This window comes from Tepidiforma bonchosmolovskayae (genome assembly GCF_008838325.1).
Taxonomy (GTDB): domain Bacteria; phylum Chloroflexota; class Dehalococcoidia; order Tepidiformales; family Tepidiformaceae; genus Tepidiforma; species Tepidiforma bonchosmolovskayae.
In genome coordinates this window covers 1698798-1721712 of sequence record NZ_CP042829.1, presented here as the reverse complement: position 1 = coordinate 1721712, position 22915 = coordinate 1698798, and the positions used below count along the sequence as shown (strand labels likewise).

Annotated in this window: 23 protein-coding genes; 10 read left to right on the top strand and 13 right to left on the bottom strand. The window is 69.0% G+C overall.

The features are described 5' to 3' along the window. Positions 1-48: 48 nt before the first annotated feature. Both Tbon_RS08640 and Tbon_RS08635 read left to right on the top strand, forming a co-directional pair. A complete protein-coding gene (locus Tbon_RS08640; protein ID WP_158067326.1) occupies positions 49-1188 on the top strand; it encodes an acyl-CoA dehydrogenase family protein in 1140 nt (379 codons plus the stop codon). A 26-nt stretch (positions 1189-1214) separates the two neighbouring features. Further along, the gene (locus Tbon_RS08635; RefSeq protein ID WP_192497853.1) at positions 1215-2528 is read left to right on the top strand and encodes a CaiB/BaiF CoA transferase family protein; all 1314 of its coding nucleotides are present in this window, start codon (positions 1215-1217) and stop codon (positions 2526-2528) included. Here Tbon_RS08635 and Tbon_RS08630 read toward each other — a convergent pair. Then, complete coding sequence (locus Tbon_RS08630) at positions 2525-3055, bottom strand: FKBP-type peptidyl-prolyl cis-trans isomerase (protein WP_158067324.1); 531 nt, start codon at positions 3053-3055, stop codon at positions 2525-2527. The genes Tbon_RS08635 and Tbon_RS08630 overlap by 4 nt on opposite strands. Further along, on the bottom strand, positions 3052-3531 hold the full coding sequence (locus tag Tbon_RS13860; RefSeq protein WP_192497852.1) for a hypothetical protein: 480 nt from the start codon (positions 3529-3531) through the stop codon (positions 3052-3054). The genes Tbon_RS08630 and Tbon_RS13860 overlap by 4 nt, the downstream gene beginning before the upstream one ends. A 55-nt stretch (positions 3532-3586) precedes the next feature. Between Tbon_RS13860 and pyk the strand changes: the two genes are divergently transcribed. After that, the gene (pyk, locus tag Tbon_RS08625) at positions 3587-5032 is read left to right on the top strand and encodes a pyruvate kinase (RefSeq protein ID WP_192497851.1); all 1446 of its coding nucleotides are present in this window, start codon (positions 3587-3589) and stop codon (positions 5030-5032) included. 3 nt (positions 5033-5035) lie between these two features. Here the strand turns inward: pyk and Tbon_RS08620 are convergent, their stop codons facing one another. The 3 genes from Tbon_RS08620 to Tbon_RS08610 form a co-directional block, all read right to left on the bottom strand. Continuing rightward, positions 5036-5713, bottom strand: a complete 678-nt coding sequence (locus tag Tbon_RS08620) for a diguanylate cyclase domain-containing protein (protein ID WP_158067322.1) — start codon at positions 5711-5713, stop codon at positions 5036-5038. Between the two features lie 115 nt (positions 5714-5828). Beyond that, positions 5829-6794 carry an HDOD domain-containing protein gene (locus Tbon_RS08615; protein WP_158067321.1) on the bottom strand — a complete coding sequence of 322 codons (966 nt, stop codon included), beginning with the start codon at positions 6792-6794 and terminating at the stop codon, positions 5829-5831. Then, positions 6791-7780: a GGDEF domain-containing protein gene (locus tag Tbon_RS08610; RefSeq protein WP_158067320.1), complete on the bottom strand. Its 990-nt coding sequence runs from the start codon at positions 7778-7780 to the stop codon at positions 6791-6793. Before Tbon_RS08610 ends, Tbon_RS08615 begins: the two co-directional genes overlap by 4 nt. 79 nt (positions 7781-7859) lie before the next feature. On the opposite strand from Tbon_RS08610, the gene Tbon_RS08605 reads away from it, so the two are divergent. The 3 genes from Tbon_RS08605 (at position 7860) to Tbon_RS08595 (ending at position 10253) form a co-directional block, all read left to right on the top strand. Next, positions 7860-9050, top strand: a complete 1191-nt coding sequence (locus Tbon_RS08605) for an acyl-CoA dehydrogenase family protein (protein WP_192497850.1) — start codon at positions 7860-7862, stop codon at positions 9048-9050. 19 nt (positions 9051-9069) lie between these two features. Next, positions 9070-9297 (top strand): DUF2277 domain-containing protein, encoded by a 228-nt coding sequence (locus Tbon_RS08600; RefSeq protein ID WP_158067318.1) that lies wholly within the window; start codon positions 9070-9072, stop codon positions 9295-9297. Positions 9298-9365: 68 nt separating this feature from the next. Further along, complete coding sequence (locus tag Tbon_RS08595; RefSeq protein ID WP_158067317.1) at positions 9366-10253, top strand: acyl-CoA thioesterase; 888 nt, start codon at positions 9366-9368, stop codon at positions 10251-10253. A 10-nt stretch (positions 10254-10263) separates the two neighbouring features. Here the strand turns inward: Tbon_RS08595 and Tbon_RS08590 are convergent, their stop codons facing one another. Next, on the bottom strand, positions 10264-10758 hold the full coding sequence (locus Tbon_RS08590; RefSeq protein WP_158067316.1) for a DUF1003 domain-containing protein: 495 nt from the start codon (positions 10756-10758) through the stop codon (positions 10264-10266). Between the two features lie 134 nt (positions 10759-10892). On the opposite strand from Tbon_RS08590, the gene Tbon_RS08585 reads away from it, so the two are divergent. Next, complete coding sequence (locus Tbon_RS08585; protein ID WP_158067315.1) at positions 10893-12137, top strand: LLM class flavin-dependent oxidoreductase; 1245 nt, start codon at positions 10893-10895, stop codon at positions 12135-12137. Between the two features lie 82 nt (positions 12138-12219). On the opposite strand, the gene Tbon_RS08580 is transcribed toward Tbon_RS08585, so the two are convergent. Together Tbon_RS08580 and rpsO are read right to left on the bottom strand one after the other, a co-directional pair. Continuing rightward, entirely contained in the window at positions 12220-14598 is a 2379-nt protein-coding gene (locus Tbon_RS08580) for a polyribonucleotide nucleotidyltransferase (RefSeq protein WP_158067314.1), read from the bottom strand. Positions 14599-14750: 152 nt separating this feature from the next. After that, positions 14751-15017 (bottom strand): 30S ribosomal protein S15, encoded by a 267-nt coding sequence (gene rpsO / locus Tbon_RS08575; RefSeq protein ID WP_158067313.1) that lies wholly within the window; start codon positions 15015-15017, stop codon positions 14751-14753. A gap of 58 nt (positions 15018-15075) precedes the next feature. Here rpsO and Tbon_RS08570 point away from each other — a divergent pair, with 58 nt between their 5' ends. Both Tbon_RS08570 and Tbon_RS08565 read left to right on the top strand, forming a co-directional pair. Next, the gene (locus Tbon_RS08570) at positions 15076-15603 is read left to right on the top strand and encodes an AAA family ATPase (RefSeq protein ID WP_192497849.1); all 528 of its coding nucleotides are present in this window, start codon (positions 15076-15078) and stop codon (positions 15601-15603) included. Continuing rightward, the gene (locus Tbon_RS08565) at positions 15600-15932 is read left to right on the top strand and encodes a hypothetical protein (RefSeq protein WP_158067311.1); all 333 of its coding nucleotides are present in this window, start codon (positions 15600-15602) and stop codon (positions 15930-15932) included. The genes Tbon_RS08570 and Tbon_RS08565 overlap by 4 nt, the downstream gene beginning before the upstream one ends. 79 nt (positions 15933-16011) lie before the next feature. Here the strand turns inward: Tbon_RS08565 and Tbon_RS08560 are convergent, their stop codons facing one another. The 5 genes from Tbon_RS08560 to Tbon_RS08540 form a co-directional block, all read right to left on the bottom strand. Further along, complete coding sequence (locus Tbon_RS08560) at positions 16012-17496, bottom strand: aldehyde dehydrogenase family protein (RefSeq protein ID WP_158067310.1); 1485 nt, start codon at positions 17494-17496, stop codon at positions 16012-16014. Positions 17497-17565: 69 nt separating this feature from the next. After that, on the bottom strand, positions 17566-17961 hold the full coding sequence (locus tag Tbon_RS08555; protein WP_192497848.1) for a MauE/DoxX family redox-associated membrane protein: 396 nt from the start codon (positions 17959-17961) through the stop codon (positions 17566-17568). A gap of 1330 nt (positions 17962-19291) precedes the next feature. Continuing rightward, on the bottom strand, positions 19292-19957 hold the full coding sequence (locus tag Tbon_RS08550) for a hypothetical protein (protein WP_158067308.1): 666 nt from the start codon (positions 19955-19957) through the stop codon (positions 19292-19294). Positions 19958-20033: 76 nt separating this feature from the next. Then, on the bottom strand, positions 20034-20333 hold the full coding sequence (locus Tbon_RS08545; RefSeq protein ID WP_158067307.1) for a hypothetical protein: 300 nt from the start codon (positions 20331-20333) through the stop codon (positions 20034-20036). Positions 20334-20508: 175 nt separating this feature from the next. Continuing rightward, on the bottom strand, positions 20509-21342 hold the full coding sequence (locus Tbon_RS08540) for a phosphatase PAP2 family protein (protein ID WP_158067306.1): 834 nt from the start codon (positions 21340-21342) through the stop codon (positions 20509-20511). A gap of 72 nt (positions 21343-21414) precedes the next feature. On the opposite strand from Tbon_RS08540, the gene Tbon_RS08535 reads away from it, so the two are divergent. Next, entirely contained in the window at positions 21415-22911 is a 1497-nt protein-coding gene (locus tag Tbon_RS08535) for a leucyl aminopeptidase (protein ID WP_192497847.1), read from the top strand. Positions 22912-22915: the final 4 nt, after the last annotated feature.

The window sequence follows — 22915 nt, the reverse complement described above, 5'->3', positions numbered from 1 at the left end:
GGCCCGGGCGCCGCGGTAGAGTGCGCGAAACGCGGCGAGGGGTGCGCCATGGAGTTCCGGTTCTCTGCGGAGGACGAGGCGTTCCGGCAGGAGGTCCGCGCGTTCATCCGCGCGGAGCTGCCGAAGGTGCGCGAGGGGGAGTCGTTCACGAAGAAGCTGGCGGCGAAGGGCTGGCTGACGATGTCGTGGCCGAAAGAGTACGGGGGACAGGGGGCTCCCCACCTGCGCCAGCTCGTCTATAACGAGGAGATGGCGTACCACCGGGCCCCGGGCCAGACGATGGGCGCCGACCGGGTGGGGCCGACGCTCATCCTGTTCGGGGCGGAGGAGCAGAAGGCGCAGTTCCTGCCGGCGATCGTGCGGGACGACATCACCTGGTGCCAGGGGTTCAGCGAGCCGGGCTCGGGCTCGGACCTTGCCTCGCTCCAGACGCGGGCGGTGCGCGACGGTGACTGCTGGGTGATCAACGGGCAGAAGATCTGGACCTCGAACGCGCAGCGGGCGGACTACATGATCCTGCTGGCGAGGACCGACCCGGATGCGCCGAAGCACCGGGGCATCACCTACTTCCTCGTGGATATGAAGCTGCCGGGGATTACCGTGCGGCCGCTGGTGCAGATGACCGGGCAGGCCGGCTTCAACGAGGTGTTCTTCGCTGACGTGCGGGTGCCGGCGAACATGGTGGTCGGGGAGGTGAACCGGGGCTGGTACGTGTCGACGGCGACGCTGGATTTCGAGCGCTCGGGCATCGGCCGGGTCATCGGCGGGCTGCGGACGTTCGAGGAGGTGGTGGCGTACGCGAAGGCGACCCCGGCGCGCGACAGCGGCGGCGGGACGCTGTTCGACCGGGCGCCGGTGCGGCTGGCGCTGGCCGACGTGGCGCTCAGCTTCGAGGTGGGACGGCTGATGTCGTACCGGGTTGCATGGATGCAGAGCAGGGGACTGGTGCCGAACTACGAAGCTTCGATGGCGAAAACGTTCGGGACGGAGCTCCACCAGCGGATGGCGCGGGTGGCGTACACGACGCTCGGGCTCCGGGGGCAGCTGCTGGGCGGGGAATGGGCGCCGCTCGAGGGGCAGATCCCGATGACGGTGCTGCAGGCGGTATCGTTGACGATTGCGGCCCGGACCTCGGAGATCAATCGCAACATCATCGCGACGCGCGGGCTGGGGCTGCCGCGCGGCTGACGCCGGCAGACGGCCGAGAGGGGACCATGGAGACGATCCGGGGCGTGTTCGAAGGGGTTCGGGTGCTCGACCTGAGCGAGTACATCGCCGGGCCGCTGGCGGGCGAGATGCTGGCGGACCTCGGAGCCGACGTGATCAAGGTCGAACCGCCGCTCGGGGATTTCTGGCGGCACACGGCGCCAGTCGCGCCGGGCGAGAGCCGCGGGTTCATGGGGGTGAACAAGGGGAAGCGGAGCATTTCGATCGACCTGAAGCGGCCGGAGGGGAAGGAGGTGTTCCTCCGGCTGGTGCGGACGGCGGACATCCTGCTCGCGAACTACCGGCCGGGGGTGGCGGAGCGGCTGGGGGTGGATTACGCGACGCTCTCGGCGGTCAATCCGCGGCTGATCTACTGCCAGAACACGGCGTTCGGGAGCGCAGGGCCGTACCGGGACCGGCCGGGGTTCGACCTTGTTTCGCAGGCGATGACGGGGATCATGGCGTTCGAAGGCGCCGGCGGGCTGCCGCACCCGATCATCACGACCTCGCCCACGGACCTCGCGGCGGGGATGTTCCTCGCCTACGGGGCGGCTGCTGCGCTCTACCACCGGGAGCGGACCGGCAGGGGCCAGTTCATCGAGACGAGCCTGTTCGCGGCGGGCATCGCCGTGCAGTACCGGCCGATGTTTTCGATTGAGCGGCTCGATCGGGAGCAGCGGGAGCAGGTGCTGGCAGCCATCGCGCAGGCGCGGGCCGAAGGGCGGCGGGTGGAGGAGGTGCTGCGGGGGATCCCGATGCGGCACGAGACGGGCCGGCGGAACAACCCCTACTACAAGGTCTACGAGACGAAGGATTCGTACATCGCGCTGGCCTGCCTCAACAACCGGCTGCGGCGGGCGGCGGTGCGGGTGCTCGGCGTGGAGGACCCGCGGGTGGAGGGCGACGAGTTTGATACGGAGGCGCTCTCGCCGGATGAGAACCTCGTGCTGAACGAACTGATCGCGGCGATCTTCAGCACGAAGACGACGGACGAATGGGTGGCGGCGTTCGACACGGCAGGCGTGCCGTGCGGGCCGGTGCGGTACACGGCGGAGCTGTTCGATGACCCGCAGGTGGAGGCGATGGAGCTGCTGCGGACCTTCGACCACGCGGTGCTGGGGCCGGTGGTGATGGCGAACAGCCCGCTGCGGATGAGCGGCGGGGAGACCGGGACCCGGCTGCCGTCGCCGGCGCTGGGCCAGCACACGCGGGAGGTGCTTCGCGAGCTGGGCTTCGCGGAGGCCGAGATCGAGGAGCTGATTGCGGCGAAGGCGGTGCGGGCGTGGGAGCCTCCCGCGGGAGCCGAAGGACGCCGGGGTTAGCGGATATCGAGCAGCTCGACTTCGAAGATGAGGTCGGTGTTGGGCGGGATAGGGCCCTGTCCGCGGCTGCCGTAGGCGAGGTTCGCGGGGAGGTAGAGCAGACGCTTTCCGCCGACCTTCATCGAGGCGACGCCTTCGTCCCAGCCTTTGATGACCTGGCCGACGCCGAGGACGAAGGTGAAGGGCTGGCCGCGGTCGCGGGAGCTGTCGAACTTGCGGCCGTCGGTGAAGTAGCCGGTGTAGTGGACAGTGACGCGCTGGCCGGGCTGGGGCGAGGGGCCATCGCCGACGACGAGGTCCTGGTAACGGAGGCCGGAGGCGGTGACCGTCGGGTTCTCGAGGGTGATGGGGCCGGCGGCCGGCGTCGGTGCAGACGTGGCCGTGCGGGCCGGGGTCGCCTGGGTGGCTGGAGGCGAGGGGGTGGACGGCGCGGGGGTTGCGTCGCCGTCGTCGCCGCCGCAGGCGCCGGCGGCGACGAGCCCGGCAGCCGCGACAGCAGCGAGGAGGGGGTTGAGTCGGCGGGTCATGGGCCGAGGGTAGCCTCGGCGGCGCTTAGGGATAAGGCAGGCTGCGGGACGGGCAGACAGAACGGGTAAAGGAGCGGGATGGCGCGGGCCATTTCGGCGGCGACCGTCTCGGCGAGCCGGCGGGTGAGGATGTCGAAGGCGAAGGTGCGGTGGAGCCGGCGCCAGGAGGGAGTCCAAACCTCGAGCTCCCAGGCGGGGCCGAGCGCGGCCATGAGCGGCCCGGCGTTGGCAGCGACGAGGGCGGCGCGGGCGTCGTTCGCTTCGGCGGGGCCTTCGAAGTGGAGGCCGAGTTCGACGATGCCGCGGGACGGCTGGGGCTGGAGTTCGATGTGCGAGGCGGGGTCGCCCCAGGAGAGCTGGAGGATGGTCCACATGACCCTGCGGGACGGTGCCGGGACGGCTGGCGGGAGGGCGCGGAACGCCAGCTCTTCGGCGAGGAAGAGGAATTCGCGGGCCTTGAGCTGGTCGCGCGGCACGCTGCCCAGTGTACCGTTCACCGGGGCGCAGGCCCGGCGCTGCTATAGTCGGGGCATGAGCATGCTGCGCAGGACGAAGATCGTGGCGACGCTGGGGCCTGCCTCGCTGCCCCCGGCAACCCTGCGGGCGATGATGCGCGCGGGGATGGACGTGGCGCGGCTGAACACGAGCCACGGGACACTGGAAAGCCACCGCGAGGCGGTGCGGCTGGTGCGGGCGGTTGCGAAGGAGGAAGGCCGGCCGGTGGCGGTGCTCCTTGACCTGGCGGGACCGAAGATCCGCACGGGCGAAACGGAAGGGGGCCGGGCGCTGGAGCTGCGCACGGGCGCGACGGTGCGGGTGACGGCGGAGCCGGTGGCGGGGACGGAGGAGCGGTTCACGATCGGCTACGAGCGGCTGACGGAGGATGTGATCGCGGGGGAGCGGATTCTGCTCGACGACGGGCGGATCGAACTGCGGGTGGTGCAGCGCGACGGCGACGACCTGGTCTGCCAGGTGACGGCGGGCGGGATGCTGGCGCCGCGGCGCGGGGTGCACTTTCCGGAGACGGCGCTCACGGCGCCGGCGCTGACCGAGCGGGACCGCGAAGCGCTGGCGATGGCGGTTGCCGAGTGCGTGGACTACGTGGCCGTGAGCTTCGTGCGGGATGCCTCGGACATCGAGGCGGCGCGGGCGGCGATCGCAGCGCTGGGGGGCGACATCCCGATCGTTGCGAAGATCGAACGGAAGCAGGCGGTAGAGCATCTCGACGAGATTGTCGCGGAGGCAGACGGCGTCATGGTGGCGCGGGGGGACCTTGGGGTGGAGCTGCCGCCGGAGGAGGTGCCGGTGCAGCAGCGGCGCATCATCGCGGCGGCGGCGCGGGAGATGATCCCGGTGATCACCGCGACGCAGATGCTGGAGTCGATGATCGAGGCGCCGCGCCCGACCCGGGCGGAGGCATCGGACGTTGCGAATGCGACATGGGAGTTTTCGGACGCGGTAATGCTGAGCGGGGAGACGGCGATCGGGAAGTACCCGGTGGAGGCGGTGGCGATGATGGACCGGATCATCCGGCAGGCGGAGGCGGTGGCCGGCCCGGCGCCGGAGGGCGCGGGGTACGGCGAGCACGACGACCATTCCTATGTGGTGGCGCTGGCGGCGCGGCGCATTGTTGCGTCGGACCCGAACATGCGGGGCATCGCCTGCTTCACGCGGAGCGGGTATTCGGCGCTGCTGATGAGCAAGGTGCACCCCGATGCGCCGATTTTCGGTGTAACGCACGCGGAAACAGTGTACCGGCGGCTGGCGCTCGCGCGGGGCGTGGTGCCGATCCTGAGCCGGGCGGTGACGACGACCGACGAGCTGCTGCGGGCCATCGACGAGGCGCTGCTGAGCGGGCGGTTCGTGGACGAGGGCGACGAGGTGGTGGTGGTGGCGAGCCTGCCGGTGCGGGCGCAGGGTACGACCAACTTCCTGAAGCTGCACCGGGTGGGCGACGCGGCGGCCTACCAGTGGTAGGGGTCAGGCGGCGAGCGCGTCCGGGCGCGGAGGTTCGCGGCGGCGGAGCGGCCGGGTCTCCTCGAGGTCGCGGAGGACGTCGGTGGCGTAGAGGGCTTCGAGGTCGTACTGGAGGACCCGGGCGGTGACGGGCACATCGAAGACGGTGTGGCCGTCGGAGACGGAGATGGTGCCGGGGACGCGCTTGAGGTAGATGTACGACTGCTCGAGCGTGCATTCGACGAGCATGACGCAGAACTTTGCGCCGCCGAGGTGGGCGAGGAAATCGGAGCTGCGGGTGAGACGCTTGAGGACCTCGGCGAGGGCGTTGACGGCGCGGTTGGCGAAGTCCTCGCCGCGGCGTTCGCGGATGTCGTTGATGTTCTCGATGGAGAGCTGGACGAGGACGAAGGGGGACTGGAGTGCGCGGGCGCGCGGCATTTCGCGGCGGAGCTCGGCGAGGACGTAGTTGCGGTTCGGAAGGTTATGGAATTCGGAGAGGTAGGCAGCGCCCTGGAGGCGGGCGGCGACGCGGTGCCAGTGGCGCTTCCGGACGACCTGCATGAAGACGGCGTGGGCGAGGAAGAGAAGGAAGAGAGCGGCCAGGCCGACGGTGACGATGAAGTTCGCGGTTGTCGGCTGGCGGAGGTACTGGACGACCTGCACGGCGAGGACGATGCCCCATCCGGCGAGGGCGGCCATCCGGAGGAGGTGCCGCTGGGGCGCTCCGGGCTCCTGTTCCGGGCTCGCGGGAACCGTGGGTGCAGGATTCACAGGTGCTCCTCACAGGAGGATTCGGCCGGCGCGGGGCCGTTCATCAGGCTGCGGGCGTCTCCTCGGCGTCGGCGCCGGCATCTTCCGCCTCGCCGTGGTGGGGGCGGTACCAGCGCGGGGGGCGGGAGGTGACGTGGGTGAGGAAGGCGCGGGCCTTCTCTTCGAGGGTCGCGATCCCGCCGTGGACTTTGCCGACGGCGAGGTCTACGGCGGGCGGCACCGCGGCGGCCGGGCGGCGCTCCGGCTCGTGGGTGTAGTCGAAGCCGGCGGCGAGCCCCTCGCGGTTCGCCACCAGGTTGGCGGCGGTGACGATGTCGGCCATCGATTCGATGGCGGCGACGGGCTGGTGGTGCGCCTGGATGGCCGAGACGAGCGGTTCGGGGAACTTCCAGCGGGCAGCAAGGCGCGCGCCGACGAGCTCGTGGCCGAAGCCGAACACGGCGAACTCGGCGTCGCGGTACTTCATGCCTTCGGTCTCGACGAGGTCGATCACCTCGGCGAAGGCGGCGGGCTCGGCGAGCATCATGGCGAGTTTGCCGATGTCGTGGAGGACGCCGGCGGTGAAGGCGTCTTCGGGGCGGGCGACACGGGTTTCGCGGGCGATGACCTCGGCGATGATGCCGACGGTGACGCTGTGGGCCCAGAAGAGGTCCTGGTCGAAGCGGGAGTTTTCGAGCTGGGGGATGCGGAGGGCGTCGATGATGGCGGTGGAGATGGCGACGGAGCGGACGGTGCGCATGCCGAGGAGGATGACCGCCTCGCGGACGTTAGAGATGCGGCGGGCGTAGCCGTAGTAGGCGGAGTTGGAGAGCTTCAGCAGGCGGGCGGTGAGGGCCTGGTCGGAGCTGATGACGGTTGCGAGGTCCATGGCGGCCGACCGTTCGTCCTCGGCGAGCTGGATTGCTTTGGTGGCGACGGCTTTGAGCGGGGCGAGGTCGGTGGTGGCCTGGACGATGGTGCGCAGGCGGTTGCGGAAGAAGGGGGAGTCGGCGGTCGGGTCGGACGTCATGCTGCGCTCCTCTGCTCGGTATCCGTGGCGACGACGCGGTTGCGGCCGGCGCGCTTCGCCTGGTAGAGGCGTTCGTCGGCGATGCGGACGGCCTCTTCGAGGGTTTCGGCGGATTCGGGGATGGCGGCGACCCCGGCGCTGACGGTGGCAGAGATGGCGAGGGTTTCGTCGATGGGGACGGGCCGGGCCTGGAGGGCCTGGCGGATGCGCTCGGCAAAGGCGGCGGCATCGGCGAGGGAGGCGCCAGGGAGGAAGGCGATGAACTCTTCGCCGCCGAACCGGCCGATGACGTCGCCGTGGCGGGCGAGCTGCCGGAGGGTTTCGCCGAAGGATTCGAGGACGGCATCGCCGGCGAGGTGGCCGTAGGAGTCATTGATCGCTTTGAAGCGGTCGAGGTCGAAGACGGCGATGCCGAGCTTTGCAGCGCCGACCGGGAAGGCGAGGAGGATGCTCTCGGCGGCTTCGAAGGCAGCTGCGCGGTTGAGGAGGCGGGTGAGGGGGTCGTGGCGGGCGAGGTGGTCGAGCCGGGCGACGAGGTGGGTGAGCTGGGCGTTGTTCCGGCGGAGGGCGTCTTCGATTTCGCGGTAGGCGGAGTGGTCGCGGATGTAGTAGACGGTGCCGAGGGTATCGCCGAGGCGGCCGGTCACACGGGCGGCCGAGACAGCGGCGGTGAACGGCGGGGCGTCTTTGCGGGCGGCAGGGAGTTCGAAGGCGACGACCCGGCCATCGCGGGCGAGGGCCGCGCGGAGCGCGCGGCGGCTGGGCCGGTCGGGAAAGAGGACGTCGATGCGGCGGCCCATGACCTCGACGGGCGCGAAGCCGAACATCGCCTCGGCGGCGCCGGTGTAGAGTGCGATGCGCTCTTCGGGGGTCGTGACGATCACTGCGTCGGGGCAGGCGACGAGGAGGAGCTGGAGGAGGTCGGGGTCGGCGAGGACGGCGAGGAAGTCTCCCCGGCGGGCGAGGGCGGCGTTCGGGCGTACCATCAGTTGAGGTATCGGCAGGCGGCTGCGGACCGTTCAGCGGGGAATGATCGTGGGGCCGGGCGCAGGTAAGCTTCGCGGCATGGACTTTCGTGATTCTCCGGAAGAGGCGGCGTTCCGGGCCGAGGTGCGGGCATGGATCGCCGAGAACCTGCCGGACGCGCTGAAGGGCGATGCCGGCGAGGGTGAGTGGGGCCAGCTTTCGAGCGGGCACGAGCGGGATAAAGCGGCGCTGGCGGAGTGGCGGCGCCGACTGCAGTCGCGGGGGTGGGTGGCGCCGGCGTGGCCGAAGAAGTACGGGGGCGCGGAACTGCCGGTGATGCAGCAGTTCATCCTGAAGGAGGAGATGGCCCGCGCGCGGGCGCCGCGGTTCGGCGGGGTCGGCATTGGCTGGGTGGCGCCGACGCTGATGCAGTACGGCGAGGAGTGGATGAAGGAGCGGTTCATCGAGCCGATCCTTTCGGGGAAGGAGCGCTGGTGCCAGGGGTTCAGCGAGCCGGGCGCAGGGTCGGACCTGGCGAGCGTGCAGACGCGGGCGGTGCGGGACGGCGATGAGTATGTCGTAAACGGCCAGAAGATCTGGACGAGCGGGGCGCACATTGCGGACTGGATGATCCTCCTGGCGCGGACGGACCCCTCGGCGCCGAAGCACAAGGGGCTCTCGTACTTCCTGGTGGACATGAAATCGCCGGGGATCACGCTCTCGCCGATCATCAACATGGTTGGGAACAGCGGGTTCAACCAGGTGTTCTTCGAGAATGTGCGGGTGCCGGCGCGGAACCTGGTGGGGGAGGAGAACCGGGGGTGGTACGTGGCGGCGACGACGCTGGACTTCGAGCGGAGCCTGGTGGACCTGTGCGTGGAGTACCGGGCGATCCTCGAGGAGGCGATCGCGTGCGCGAAGGCTGAGGGACTGACGAACCTGGCGTGGGCGCGGCACCGGCTGGCGGACCTGGTCATTGAGGTGGAGGTGGCTCGAAACCTGAGCCTGCGGGTGGTTTCGATGCAGGCGCGGGGGGTGCAGCCGAACTACGAGGCGAGCATTGTGAAGCTGTACGCGAGCGAAGTGGAGCAGCGGATGGCGGCGGTGCTGTACCGGATGGCGGGGCTGCGGGGGCAGATTACGTCGCGGGGCGCCTCGCGCTGGGAGCTGCTGATGGGCCGGATCGGGCGGTTCCAGCTGCACTCGGTGGCGGCGACCATCGGCGGGGGCACGAGCGAGGTGCAGCGGAACATCATCGCGACGCGCGGGCTCGGGCTGCCGCGGGCCTAGGCGGGGAAGGAGGCCGGGCGTGTGCCGAAGTATCCGGACCCTGCGGGGGCAGGCGCCGCCGGCGACGGACGAGGAGGTGCGGGCGGCGGCGCTCCAGTACGTGCGCAAGGTGAGCGGCTACCGGCAGCCCTCGCGGCGGAATGCGGCGGCGTTCGAGGAGGCGGTGGCGGCGGTGGCGGCGGCGACGGGGCGGCTGCTGGCGGCGCTCGAGGCTGGGCGGGGAGACCGGGAGGCCGGCAGCCGGTAGGCTGATTCGACACAAACGTACGAACGGCCCGGCCCCGGAGCGGGGCAGGGGCGGGAGATGGAGGAACCATGACGGAGGCGCAGGAGGCCCCCGGCGGGGCGATTCGTGAGTTCTTGCGGCAGATGGCGCTGGAGCCGGCGGATTACAACCGGTTCCGGGGCGAACCGGGGCAGGAGGAAGGCCGGCTCTTCGGCGGGCTGGTGCTGGCGCAGGCGATCGTGGCGGCCGGGCGCACCGCAAGTTTCGGGTCGATCCACTCGCTGCACGCGTACTTCTTGCGGGCGGGGAAGCCGCAGGACCCGATCGACTACACAGTGGAGCGGATCCGGGAGGGACGGAACTTCCTGACGCGACGGGTGACGGCGGTGCAGGCCGGGCACACGATCTTCGAGGCGTCGGTGAGCTTCGCCGCGCCGGAGGAGGGGATTTCGCACCAGGCGCCGATGCCGGCAGCGCCCGACCCGGAGGGCTGCCCGCCCTGGTGGACGACGATTGCGCTGCCGCGGATGGCCGACATCCCGCCGGCGATGGCCGAACGGATGCGGAGCCGGCTGGGACGGCCGATTGACCTGCGGTCGGCGGCGGAGCCGACGCGCGCAGACGACGGGACCGGGCGGCTGCCGGCGCGGGCCGTGTGGGGCCGGATGGCGGAGCCGCTCCCGGAGGATCCGCTCCTGCATGCGGCGGCGCTGGCCTACTTCAGTGACAGCGGCCTGGTGGCGACCGTGGCGCACCATTACGGGCTCTGGCGGCCCGGCGGGAGCTCGGCGAGCCTGGACCACGCGATGTGGTTCCACCGGCCGCCGCGGTTCGATGACTGGGTGCTGTACGTGAGCGAGAGCCCGGCAGCGCACGCGGCGCGGGCGATCATGATCGCGGGGATGTATGACCGCTCGGGGACGCGGATTGCGACGGTCGCGCAGGAGGGGCTCTTCCGGGCGCCGCGCGAGGCGTAGGGCGCCGGGGCTACTCCGCGGCGGGGCCGGAAGCGGGACGGGCGGCTGCGAGGAGGTCGCGAATCTCCTGGAGGAGCCGGAGCTGGTCATCGTTGACCTGGTAGAGGTGGGACCAGGCGCGGTGGTCGGCTTCGTCTTTGATGCGGTCGCGCTCGGCGGCGCGGTTGGAGGCGGTCAGCATGGTGGGCACGAAGAGTGACTGCATGATGCCGCCGAGGATGAAGAAGAGGAAGGAGTAGGGGTAGGGGTCGAATCCGCGGTTGTGGAGGATGCCAGACTGCCAGAGGGCCCAGCCGGCGATGAGGAGCCAGAGGAAGTGGAAGAAGGCCATGGTGCCGGCGAGGCCGACGATGTGGTCGGCGAGCCAGCCGTTGGCGCGGGAGGCGGCGGATTCTTCGCGGCGGATAGCGGCGATGATCTGCTGGGGGTGGACGAGGGGCCGGGCGGGGTCGGCGTACCGTTCGACGGCGCGGGCGGCGGATTCGAGCGCGTGGTCAGGGCGCATGGGGTCCTCCAGTCTCCAGAGCCCGCAGGGGGAGAGTAGGGCCCCGCGGGCGGCTGCGCAGCTTGACGCGGATATTGCGCGGGCGTATGGATGATGCACGCCGCGCTGCGCGGCGCAGCCGCTGGAGGGGCAGCATGAAGTTCCACTGGTTCCACCTGATGCCGTATCCGTACCTGCCGGACGACTTCAAGGAGCGGTACCGGAGCGTCTGGGTCGACGTGCCGTACTCGCTGTTCGACCCGGTGAAGGGGCACCACGTCTACAACGAGTACCTTGACGAGCTGGAGTACGCGGAGCGGTGCGGGTTCGACGGGATCTGCTGCAACGAGCACCATTCGAACGCGTACGGGCTGATGCCGAGCCCGAACCTGATTGCGGCGGCGCTGGCGCGGCGCACCTCGCGGGCAGGGCTGGTGGTGCTGGGGAACTCGATTGCGCTGTACAACCCGCCGCTGCGGGTGGCGGAGGAGTTCGCCATGCTCGACGTCATCTCGGGCGGGCGGCTGGTGGCCGGCTTCCCGGTAGGGACGAGCATGGACACGAACTTTGCCTACGGGATGACGCCGGCGACGCTGCGGGAGCGGTACTACGAGAACCACGACTTCATCCTGCAGGCGTGGACGAACAAGGAGACGTTCCACTTCAACGGGAAGTACAACCAGGTGCGGTACGTGAACCCGTGGCCGCGGCCGCTGCAGCAGCCGCACCCGCCGATCTGGATCCCGGGCGGCGGTTCGCTGGAGACGTGGGACTGGACGACGGAGAAGGATTACGTCTATTGCTACCTTTCGTACTTCGGCTACCTGCGCGGGAAGGGCGTGATGGACCAGTACTGGGCGCGGGTGGATGAGCTGGGCGGGGAGTTCAACCCGTACCGGGCGGGCTTCCTGCAGCTGGTCTGCGTGGCGGAGAGCGACGCGGAGGCCGAGCGGCTGTACAGCGAGCACGTGGATTACTTCTACAACCGGTGCCTGCACGTCTACGCGGGATTCGCGGATGCGCCGGGCTACCGGACGCTGCGGACGGTGAAGGCCGGGATTACGGCCCAGGTGGGCGCACAGGCGAGCGCGCAGCGTGCCGGGCTGACCTGGGCGGACTTCGTGAAGCAGGGGTACGTGGTGGCCGGGAGCCCGGAGAGCGTGGCGCAGCAGCTGGAGGAGGTCATCAAGGGGCTGAAGGTCGGCCACCTGATGTGCCTGATGCAGATCGGGAACATGCCGCGCGAGAAGGTGATGTACAACACGAAGCTGTTCGCGGAGAAGGTGATGCCGAAGCTGCGCGGCATCTGGAGCGAGTACGAGGACCGCTGGTGGATTCGGCCGCTGCCCGAGGAGCAGCGGGCAAAGCCGGCGGAGTGGCGGGAGGCGGTCGGGGTGTAGGGCCCCCGCGAGCGCCCGGACAAACAGCGAGGCCGCCCCGGTGCCGGGGCGGCCTCCTTTGTCGACCCTGAGCAGGGAGGTGTCAGTCCTCGTTCATGCCGCCGCCGAAATCGCGGCGCGGAGGCGGGGGCGCGCCTTCAGCGGGCGGGGTGCGGCGCACCCAGCCGCGGGTGGCGCCGCCCACGGGGCCGGTGCTGGCCGGCGCCGGGCGCGAGGGCTGCGGCTGGCTGCCGCGCTGGGGCTGGGGGCCGCCGCCGCGGCCGCCGCGGTCGCGGTCGGAGGGGCGGGAACCGCCGCCGGAGCCGCCCGGGCCGCCGCCGCGCGGCCCGCGGTCGCGGTCGCGGCCGCCGTCGCGGCTGGCTGCTGCGGCCTGCTCCGGTGTTTCGCCGAGGAGGACAGCGCGGCGGGAGAGGTTGATGCGGCCGAGGTTGTCGATCTCGGAGACCATGACGGTGACCTCGTCGCCGACCTTGACCTCGTCTTCGACGCTGCGGACGTGGTCGGCGCCGAGCTGGGAGATGTGGATGAGGCCTTCCTTGCCGGGGAGGATTTCGACGAAGGCGCCGAAGTTGAGGAGGCGGGTGACCTTGCCGGTGTAGATTTCGCCGACCTGGACCTCTTTGGTGAGGCCTTCGATCATGCGGATAGCTTTGCGGGCGACCTCTTCGTTGGGGGAGCCAACGATGACGGTGCCGTCTTCCTGGATGTCGATGGTGGCGCCGCCGGATTCGTCCTGGATGCGGCGGACGGTCTTGCCGCCGGGCCCGATGAGGGTGCCGATCATGTCCTGGGGGATGGTGATCTTGTACATCTTGGGCGCGTACGGCGAGAGCTCGGGCCGCGGCTCGGGGATGACTTCGAGCATGCGCTGGAGGATGTACTGGCGGGCTTCGCGGGCCTGTTCGAGGGCGGTTGCCAGGAGTTCGCGGGAGACGCCGGAGATCTTGATGTCCATCTGGAGGGCGGTGATGCCCTTCGCGGTGCCGGCGACCTTGAAGTCCATGTCGCCCATGAAGTCTTCCTGGCCGGCGATATCGGTGAGGACGCGGTAGTTGCCATCCTCGCCCATGATGAGGCCCATGGCGATGCCGGCGACCGGTGCGGAGATGGGGACGCCGGCGTCCATGAGGGCGAGGGTGCTGCCGCAGACGGAGGCCATGGAGGTGGAGCCGTTGGAGGACATGACCTCGCTCACGAGGCGGAGGGCGTAGGGGAACTCTTCCTCGGAGGGGATGACGGGTTCGAGGGCGCGCTCGGCGAGGGCGCCGTGGCCGATTTCGCGGCGGCCGGCCCCGCGGAGGGGGCGGACTTCGCCGACGGAGTAGGGCGGGAAGTTGTAGTGGTGCATGTACCGCTTGTACTCGTCGGGCGAGAGGGTATCGAGCTTTTGCACCATGCTGAGCCCGCCGAGGGTGGCGATGGTGAGGACCTGGGTCTGGCCGCGCTGGAAGAGGCCGGAGCCGTGGGTGCGGGGGAGGACGCCGACGTGGATATCGAGCGGGCGGATGTCTTTGACGCCGCGGCCGTCGGCGCGGATGCCCTGCTCGAGGATCTGCCTGCGCATCGCCTTTTTGATGATGTTCCAGAGGGCATCGGCGATCTCGGCGGAGGTGAAGCGGTCGCCGAACTGCTCCTGGAGCTCCTGGCGGACGGCCTTGTTGGCGTCGGAGCGCTCGGAGGCGGCGGTGGCGACGAGTTCAGGGATGCGGTCCTTGAGGTACTCGCTGATGACCGCGATGGCTTCTTCGTTCTCCTTCGCCGGGGTGAAGGGCTTCTTCACCGGGGCGACATCGGCCGCGATCTGTTCCTGGAGGGCGATGATCTTGCGGTTCGCCTCCATGGCGACTTCGATGGCCTCGAGGACGACGTCTTCGGCGACCTGCTTGGCGCCGGCTTCGACCATGACGACGGCGTCCTTCGTGCCGGCGACGACGATGTCGAGGTCGCCGCGCTCGGTTTCATCGAAGGTGGGGTTGACGATGTACTGGCCGTCGAGGCGGGTGACGCGGACGGAGGAGACGGGACCGTTGAAGGGGATATCGCTGATGCCGAGTGCGGCGGAGGCGCCGATGGTGATGAGGGTATCGGGCTGGTGCTCGCGGTCGGCGGAGAGGGTGGTCGCGATGACCTGGACTTCGTTGCGGAAGCCCTTGGGGAAGAGGGGCCGGAGGGGGCGATCGGTGAGGCGCATGGCGAGGATGGCCTCGGTGGAGGCACGGCCTTCGCGGCGGGGGAAGCCGCCGGGGATTTTGCCGACGGCATAGAGGCGCTCTTCGTAGTCGACCGTGAGGGGGAAGAAGTCGATGCCTTCGCGGGCCTCGGCCATGCAGACGGTGACGAGGACGACGGTATCGCCGAGGCGGACGGTGACGGCGCCGTTGGCCTGCTGGGCGAGGATGCCGTGCTGGATGGTGAGGGTTTTGCCCCCGATTTCGATTTCGTAGGTGCGCGGGTCGTTCATGGTGGTCAAGTTGTGTGCTTCATCTCAGCTGCTGGAGTGGCCGTGGGATATGGGCCACGGTGCCCGTTTCGCGGTGGCTCCGCGATGGCGGGACGCAGGTGAGGAAGTGCGGGCGGGGCGGTTGCGGACCCCGCGGAAGCGAAAAGCCTCCGCTATCTGCGGAGGCCGAGGCGGGCGATCAGTTCGCGGTACCGGTTGACGTCGCGGCGGTTGAGGTACCGAAGCTGGCGGCGACGCTGGCCGACGAGCTTCAGGAGGCCGCGGCGTGTGTGGTAGTCGTGCTTGTGCGCCTTGAGGTGCTCGGTGAGGTACTTGATCCGCTCGGTGAGGATGGCAACCTGCACCTCGGGCGACCCGGTGTCGTTGGGGTGAGTGCCGAACTCCTTGATGAGGTCGGTCTTGCGCTCTTTCGTCAGCAACCTTGTTCTCTGTCTTCCTTTTCCTGTCGTCTCTACGGCTTCACGCTAGCATATGGGCATGGTTACCGGCAATCGGGGAGGGGCCGACGGGGTGCTCGTGCTGCTCTCGGGGCTGCCCGGTTCGGGGAAGACGACGCTTGCGCGGCAGCTGACGGAGCGGCTGGGGGCGGTGCATGTGGAGAGCGATGCGGTGCGGCGGCAGCTCTTCCCGGAGCCGACGTACACGCCGGAGGAGCATGCGGCAGTCTTCGCGCGGGCCGAGGCGCTGGCGGCTGACGCGCTGGCGGAGGGGCGAACGGTGGTGGTGGATGCGACGAACCTGACCCGGCGGGACCGGCGGCGGTTCGTGCGGCTGGGGGAGCAGGCCGGCGGGCTCGTGCGGGTGCGGGTGACGGCGCCGGAGCCGGTGGTCCGGGAGCGGCTTCGGCGGCCGCGGGAGGGGTTTTCACAGGCGGACGAAGCGGTCTACGAGCGGATGCTGCCGCGGGCGGAGGCGCTGGACGGCCCGAACGTCGTGGTCGATACGCGCTTCGAGACAGGGCCGAGCGTGGAGCTGATCGCCCGGCTGGTGGAGCGGCTGCGGTGAGGGAGCGGTTCCGGCCGCTGCTCGTGATGCGGGCGTGGCCGGCGCCGGAGCACTTCGCGGCGTTCCGGCGGTGGGCGCGGGAGGTGCACGCCCGCGATACAGCGGCAGTGCCCGGGGTCAAGCGGGTTGAGGTGGGGCTGGCCCCGCAGGGGGTGGTGCTCGTGGTCTACGTGTTCGAGGACGCGGACTCGGTGCCGGTGGCCTTGCAGAGCCCGGAGGCGGCCTACGCCCGCGGCACGCTCCAGCAGTGGCTGGGCAAGGTGTACGAAGTGCGGTTCGAGATGCTGGCGGCGGCGGCGCCGGAACGGACGTTCGAATCAGTTAACTGAATCGCCGGCCGGGGAGGAACTCCGGCCCGCAGCGGCGGCCGCGGGCCGGGGCCGGGCGGTCGAGCGGCAGAGACCGGGGCTACTGGAGCTTGATCTGGATGGACTTGGTCTCCATGTACTCTTCGAGGCCGAGGTCACCGAGTTCGCGGCCGAGTCCGCTCTGCTTGTAGCCGCCGTACGGCATGTTGTAGAGGCCGGTGGTGTGGTAGGCGTTGACCCAGACAGTGCCGGCGCGGAGGCCTTTGGCCACTTTGAGGGCGACGTTGATGTCCTTCGTCCAGACGGCAGCGGCGAGGCCGTACATGGTGTCGTTGGCGGTGCGGATGACGTCGTCGATGTTCTCGAAGGAGAGGACGGAGAGGACGGGGCCGAAGATCTCCTCGCGGGCGATGGAGGCCTGCGCGGGGACCTCGTCGAAGATGGTGGGCTTGACGAAGAGGCCCTTTTCGAGGCCGGGCTCGGTGGCGCGGGAGCCGCCGGTCAGCAGTTTCGCCTCCTGCCTGCCGCGTTCGAGGTAGTTCTCGATTTTCGCGAGCTGGTTTTCGTTGATGACCGGCCCCATGGTGGTGGCGGGGTCGAAGGGGTCGCCGAGTTTGAGCGTCTGGCTGAGGGCGGTGAGCTTCGCGACGAACTCGTCCTTGATCGGCTTCGCGACGAGGAGGCGGGAGCCGGCCTGGCAGACCTGGCCGCTGTTGAGGTAGATGCCGAAGAAGGCGCCAGCGACGGCGGCGTCGAGGGCGGCGTCGGGGAAGACGATGTTGGGGGACTTGCCGCCGAGTTCGAGGCTGACCTTCTTGACGTTGTTTGCGGCGGCGCGCATGACGGCCTTGCCGCTGGCGGTGGAGCCGGTGAAGGCGACCTTGTCGACGAGCTCGGAGGCGGCGATGTGCTGGCCGACGAGGGCGCCGTTATCGGTTTCGCTGGTGACGACGTTGAAGACGCCGTTGGGGAGGCCGGCTTCGGCGAGGAGGCCGGCGAGCATGAGGGTGGAGCCGGGGGTGTAGTGGGAGGGCTTGGCCACCATGGTGCAGCCGGCGGCGATGGCCGGGCCGATCTTCCAGGAGATGAGAAGGAGCGGGAAGTTCCACGGGGTGATGATACCGACGACGCCGACCGGCTCATGGGCGACGATGCCGACGGCATCGGGGATTTGCTGGGTGAAGGATTCGCCTTTGAGGTTGAGGGCCTTGGCGGCGAAGAGCTGGAAGACATCGACGGTGGCCATGACTTCGCCGAGGGCCATGGTCTTCGGCTTGCCGACTTCGGCGGCGATGCAGGTCGCGAAGGCATCGGCGCGCTCGGCGAGGAGATCGGCGGCCCGTCGGAGGATGCGGGCGCGGTCGGCGGCGGGGGAGGTGGGCCAGGAGGTTTCGTCGAAGGCGCGGCGGGCGGCGCGGATGGCGCGGTCGGCGTCTTCGATGCCGCTGTTGGGGTAGACGCCGACGACGGAGCCGTCGTAGGGGCTGGTGCGGGTGAAGGTGGCGCCGCTGAGGGCGTCGACCCACTGGCCGTCGATGAATTGCTGGTAGGTGGTGACGCCGGGGCGTTCGGCGATGGACGTCATGGGGAGGGGCCTCCTTTCGTGCTGTCGGTGGGAGCATATCGGGAGGCGGGGAGGGATGCCAGCGGGCGGCTAAAAGACGATGATGGCCGCCACCGGCAGCAGCGCCAGGGCGGCGGCGCGGACGATGGTCCCGGTACCGATTGGCCCTGCAGTCCTCCCGAAGCACCCGCACGAGGGGTTGACACTTCGCCTCAGAATCACGGCCTGACCTGCCGCAAGCAGCAAGAACAGCGGGGCGAGCAACGCAACAGCCGCGACCTGGCGTCCCATCAACGTGAGACCAATCGCAGCCAGGCCCGCGGCGACCTCAGCCGCCGGCAGCCCGGTGGTGAACGGCCGAATCCCACGCGGGGGAAGGACCCCCCAGGCGACGACCGCGGTGGCGAATTCGCGGCGGAACCGAAGCTTGATGACGCCAGCGATGACAGCAACCGACGCCGGAATGCCAATGGCCAAGTACTGCATGCCCTGAATCATCATGCGGCTCCCAAGCTCAGCCTCATCGCGGTTAACGTTTGACGTCAGACGGTGGGTACACGACGGCGTCTCCATTGGCCCCCCAGAAGGACACCAGACCCTCAGGAGACGCGCGGCAGCCGTAGTACACCCCAACTATTCCGCTCTCCTTGACCGAAACCGCGCGACCGGCGCCTGACTCGACCCCGTAGACGAGGAAGTAGGCCCGTTCGGGCGATCCGAAATCCCTCGCCCAGACCACAGCGTGCAACTCGGCGCCTTCGTCGCGGAGGCCAATGATGCGATCCACAACCTCTGCCCCCGCCGGCACGCTAAAGCCCTCGCAGTCGCCGATTAGGATAAATTGCCCGACAAGCGTTCCGGGGCTCGATCCGGGTGGACAGGTCGGGATCGGCCCGGCACCAATTCCCGGCGTTGGAGTCTGGCCACACGGTTCAGGCTCACCGCCGAGCAGTTGGAGCAGTCTGGCAGCATCCCGATCCCGGATCGCTTCGGCGACCTCTACTACAACAGGTGGCAGTGGCGGACGAGCTGGGTCCGCCGTGGCCGAGGGCGTCGCTGAAGACGCGGACGTGGCCTGCGTGCCGCCGGCCGTGGCGGAAGCAGCCGGCGTTTGAGTCTGGTCGTCGCCTGAACAGCCAACGGCCAGCCAGAGCAAGAGACTCAGCAGGAGTACCTGAAGACCCATGAGAGACTGCGGAGCATCGTATCGCCGCATGATATACTCGAATTCACGACAGAATTACCGCAACGCTCCCAATGGAGGTGTGGCCCTGTATAGCATTGCCCGCACGAACCAGATGGTACGGAGCCTATCACCTTGTAAGCGTGCCCTGTTCCAGGCTCAATTGATGTATTGTAATATCCGCTCGCAATGGCATTATTTACATGAACAAAAATAACAACCCTTAGAAATGTGCCACTACCGTTCAGCCCAGAGTACATGTAGACGGTCATGACCCTCGTGTACGGAAGCGAGCTGCACCCAGATTCGCTCGAGCAGGCAGTGCTGGCCAGTCCAACCCAGATCGAAGCGACGATTGGGTCAGCAGTGAACACGATGTCTGGAGTTCCACCACCAGTCATGATATCCTGTGGCTCATTGCAAGATACTGAGGGGTGGCAGCACGGACCGCATGTGTATGCCCCGCCGCAGTACTTGCCTGTGGCTGCTATCTGTCTACGGTTCCTGCAGCCGTTTGGGTCTGCCGGACAGGCGACCGGACCGGTCCAGCAGGAAGTCACTGTACCGGTTATGGGCGCGTACACTTAGAAGCCAGGCACGAAACACCCTCCTTTCTATCGAAGGTTCATTGCGTTAAACCTGCTGGAATTCGAACGGAAAACTCTCCGCCGGCAAAGCGGGGGCGCGCATCGTGGCAGTCATTCTGTACAGTCCTTCGTCGGACGCCCAGATTGCCACGATTTCGAAAGGGGCAGTCCAATATATTCCCGCGACGGGCGTCGCCGAGGTCTTTGCCGGGAACACTGGTCGCTCCGGGATGCCTGCGACAGGGACGGGATATGGCCGAATATAGTGAGGCTGAGCGGTGATGACTATGGATGAGTACGGACCGTCTTCGGCCTCCGTGATCGTGGCTACCTCGAATACCCGGGAGCCAGAAAACGTGGCTCGGATCGATGAGACCGGTTGCCCTTTGACCTTCCAGAGCGGGACACCCAAGGATCGCGCTTCAGCGCCGGAAAGCGAACGCGCAAATCCGGTCGGTTCGGGCCCGTTCCTGATCTTCTCCAGTATCGGTGGAGCGAGCACCGGCACTCTCTCCGGCGCCGGGCGGGTTGCGCCGGGTGCGAGAAGCAGGAGCCCGTTGTAAAGCTCTCCCGCGTCCGAGCCGCGCCCATCAGCGGCACGGGCGGCATCGCGGCTTCGGAGGCCCAGCGGGTCAACCATGGCGCCGGCCACCGCCATGGGGCCGGCTGCCAGCTTGCGGAGGATCTGTCGGCGCGTCGCTTCGCGAAACATCTCTTTGTCTCCGATTGCCCGCCGGGGGACCGGAATAAGCCTACCCTCCGGCGCCGGGCCGATCTGAGAATATTTCTCAGAAGATGCGGTTTTCCCTGATCATTTTGAACGCTGGCGCGCAGCAGCAGGTTCCGTGCAGCTCGGCCCAAGTACGAAGGAAGTCCCGGGTTGGCTCGAGTCCAACCGGGTCCAGGACGTGGCAGGCAAGCTCTCGCAGGTGGCGATAGGCGGACTTCGAACTTCGGCCGCTGGCCGCGGCGATGTCCGGCGGCGCCCAGCCCACGCAGATGGCAGCTACCAGGCGCTGTTGGTAGTCGTTCAGCTCACGCACGTGGTGCCTGCCCAACGCGCGGAGCACCTCGCTCGGCTGATACATGAGCCACTCCTGCCCGCCCCGGCTCAACGGCCAGGAATCGGGGCACCTGTCGTCTCTACCACAAGAAGTAATGGGGATTCAACGCTTGGCGGATCGACCAGTTAACCGGTTGGCAAACGGGCGGCCAAACATCAGCTTCCAGCGCGGAGCGGCCCGCGGCGAAAGCGGACAGGCTTCACTCCCCCGGCTCGAGCGCGGGGAGGCGGGCGGCGAGGGCCCGGGAAGCGGGGTGCCAGAGCCGTTCGAACAGGAGGGCGATGCCGAAGCCGGCAAAGGCGACGATGCCGCCGAAGACGGCATCGAGGATGAAGTGGTTCCCGGTCATGACAACGGCGCAGAACATGGCCACGGGCCAGGCGACGCCGAAGGCGACGGCGACGGGGTTGCGCCCGACCCAGGCGACGACGGCGCCGAGGAGGAGCGACCAGCCGAAGTGGAGGCTGGGGACGGCGGCGAAGGGGTTGACGAAGGCTTCGGTCTCCTGGGCGTTGTAGCCGAAGCGGTCGAAGGCGGCCATGGTATCGATGAAGCCGGCGAAGGGCACGAGCCGCGGCGGGGCGACGGGGAAGAGCCAGTAGATGACGACGCCGATGGCGCCGGATGCGAGGAAGGCGTTGCGGGTGCGGTAGTAGGCGTGGCGGTGGAAGACGAAGAGCCAGACGGCAAGGAGGGCGACGAGCGGCATATGGCCCCAGAAGTAGACCCAGTTGAGCGCCCGGATGGCCCAGTAGGAATCGAGAATCCAGCTCTGCATGCGGAGCTCCCAGTAGATGTGGAGCCGCTGTTCGAGCTCAATGAGATTGAAGGCGCGGACCATGGCTTCACCGGCGCGGTCGACGACGAGGCCGCGGACGGTGAAGTAGATGAGGAAGGCGACGACGACCACCACGGCTTCGTAGATGCCGTAGCGGCGGATGAGGGCCCAGGCGCGGGCGAGGCGGCCGGCGGTGCGGTGGAGGCTGAGCTTCATGGGCGGTGCCGGGTGGCCGCTCGCGGGCGGCGCGGCCATAATGCTGATTTCAAGGTAGCACGCCGGCAGGGTGCCGGGAGTGCGACGGGGGACCGGAACGTGAAGGTACGAGTGGAGCAAGGCGATATCACCCGGGCGGCGGCGGACGCGGTCGTCGTGAACCTGTTTGAAGGCGTGACCATGCCGGGGGGCGGGACCGGCGCGGTAGATATGGCGCTGGGCGGCGCGATTTCGCAGGTGATTGCGGCGGGCGACCTGCGGGGCAAGGCCGGCGAGCTGGTGACGATCCATACGCTGGGGCGGATGCCTGCGCCGCGGGTGCTGGTAGCCGGGCTGGGCGCGCGCGACGAGTTCGACATCGACGCGGTGCGGAACCTTGCTGCGAACGTGGTTCGCGCGCTGCGGAAGCCGGGCATCCGCCGGATTGCGACGATTGCGCACGGAGCGGGGATCGCCGGGCTCGACCCGGAGGCGTGCGCGCAGGCGATCGCGGAGGGGTCGATCCTCGGCGGCTACCAGTTCCTGAAGCACAAGTCGAACGCGGGGGACGACCGGGCGGAGATCGAGGACGTGGTGATCATCGAGCACGACGCGTCGAAGGTGGCGGGGATGGCACGGGCGGCGGAGCGGGGGTCGATCCTGGCGGAGGCGACAAACATCGCCCGGGACTGGGCGAACGAGCCCTCGAACCACCTGACGCCGTCGGTGATGGCGGAGCGGGCGGCGGAGCTGGCGCGGCAGGCGGGGATGGAGGTCGAGGTGCTCGAGCGGGCGGATATGGAGCGGAAGGGGATGGGCTCGCTCCTTTCGGTGGCGAAGGGGAGCGCCGAGCCGCCGAAGCTGATCCGGCTCGGCTACCGGGGCCGGGGCGGCGAGGGGTGGGACCTCGCGCTGGTGGGGAAGGGGATTACGTTCGATACCGGCGGCATCAGCATCAAGCCGGCGGCGAATATGGAAGCGATGAAGGCGGACATGACCGGCGCGGCGAACGTGATAACGGCGGCGTGGGCCCTGGCGCGGCTGGGAGCGAAGCTGAACGTGCTGGCGATTGCGCCGTGCACGGAGAACATGCCCTCGGGCAGCGCGACGAAGCCGGGCGACGTGGTGCGGGCGATGAACGGGCGGACGATCGAGGTGATCAACACGGATGCGGAAGGGCGGCTCGTCCTGGCGGACGCGATCTGCTGGGCGAACGAGCTGGGGGCGAAGCGGATTGTGGACGTGGCGACGCTGACCGGGGCGGTGACGACGGCGCTCGGGGACGTGTGCTACGCGCTGATGACGAACGACGATGCGCTCTGCCGGGAGGTGGAGGCGGCGGCTGCGGCAGCGGGAGAGAAGACCTGGCGGCTGCCGATGTGGAAGGAGTACGACGAGTACATCAAGAGCGATGTGGCCGATTGCCGGAACGTCGGCGCCGGGAACCGGGGTGCGGGGACAATTGTCGGGGCGAAGTTCCTGGAGCCGTTCGCGGGGAAGACGCCCTGGGTGCACCTCGACATCGCCGGGGTGGACAACATGTCGTCGGACCGGGGCTGGGTGACGAAGGGTGCGAGCGGCTACAGCGTGCGGGCACTCATCAACCTGGGGCTGCGGCTGGCGCAGTAGGCCC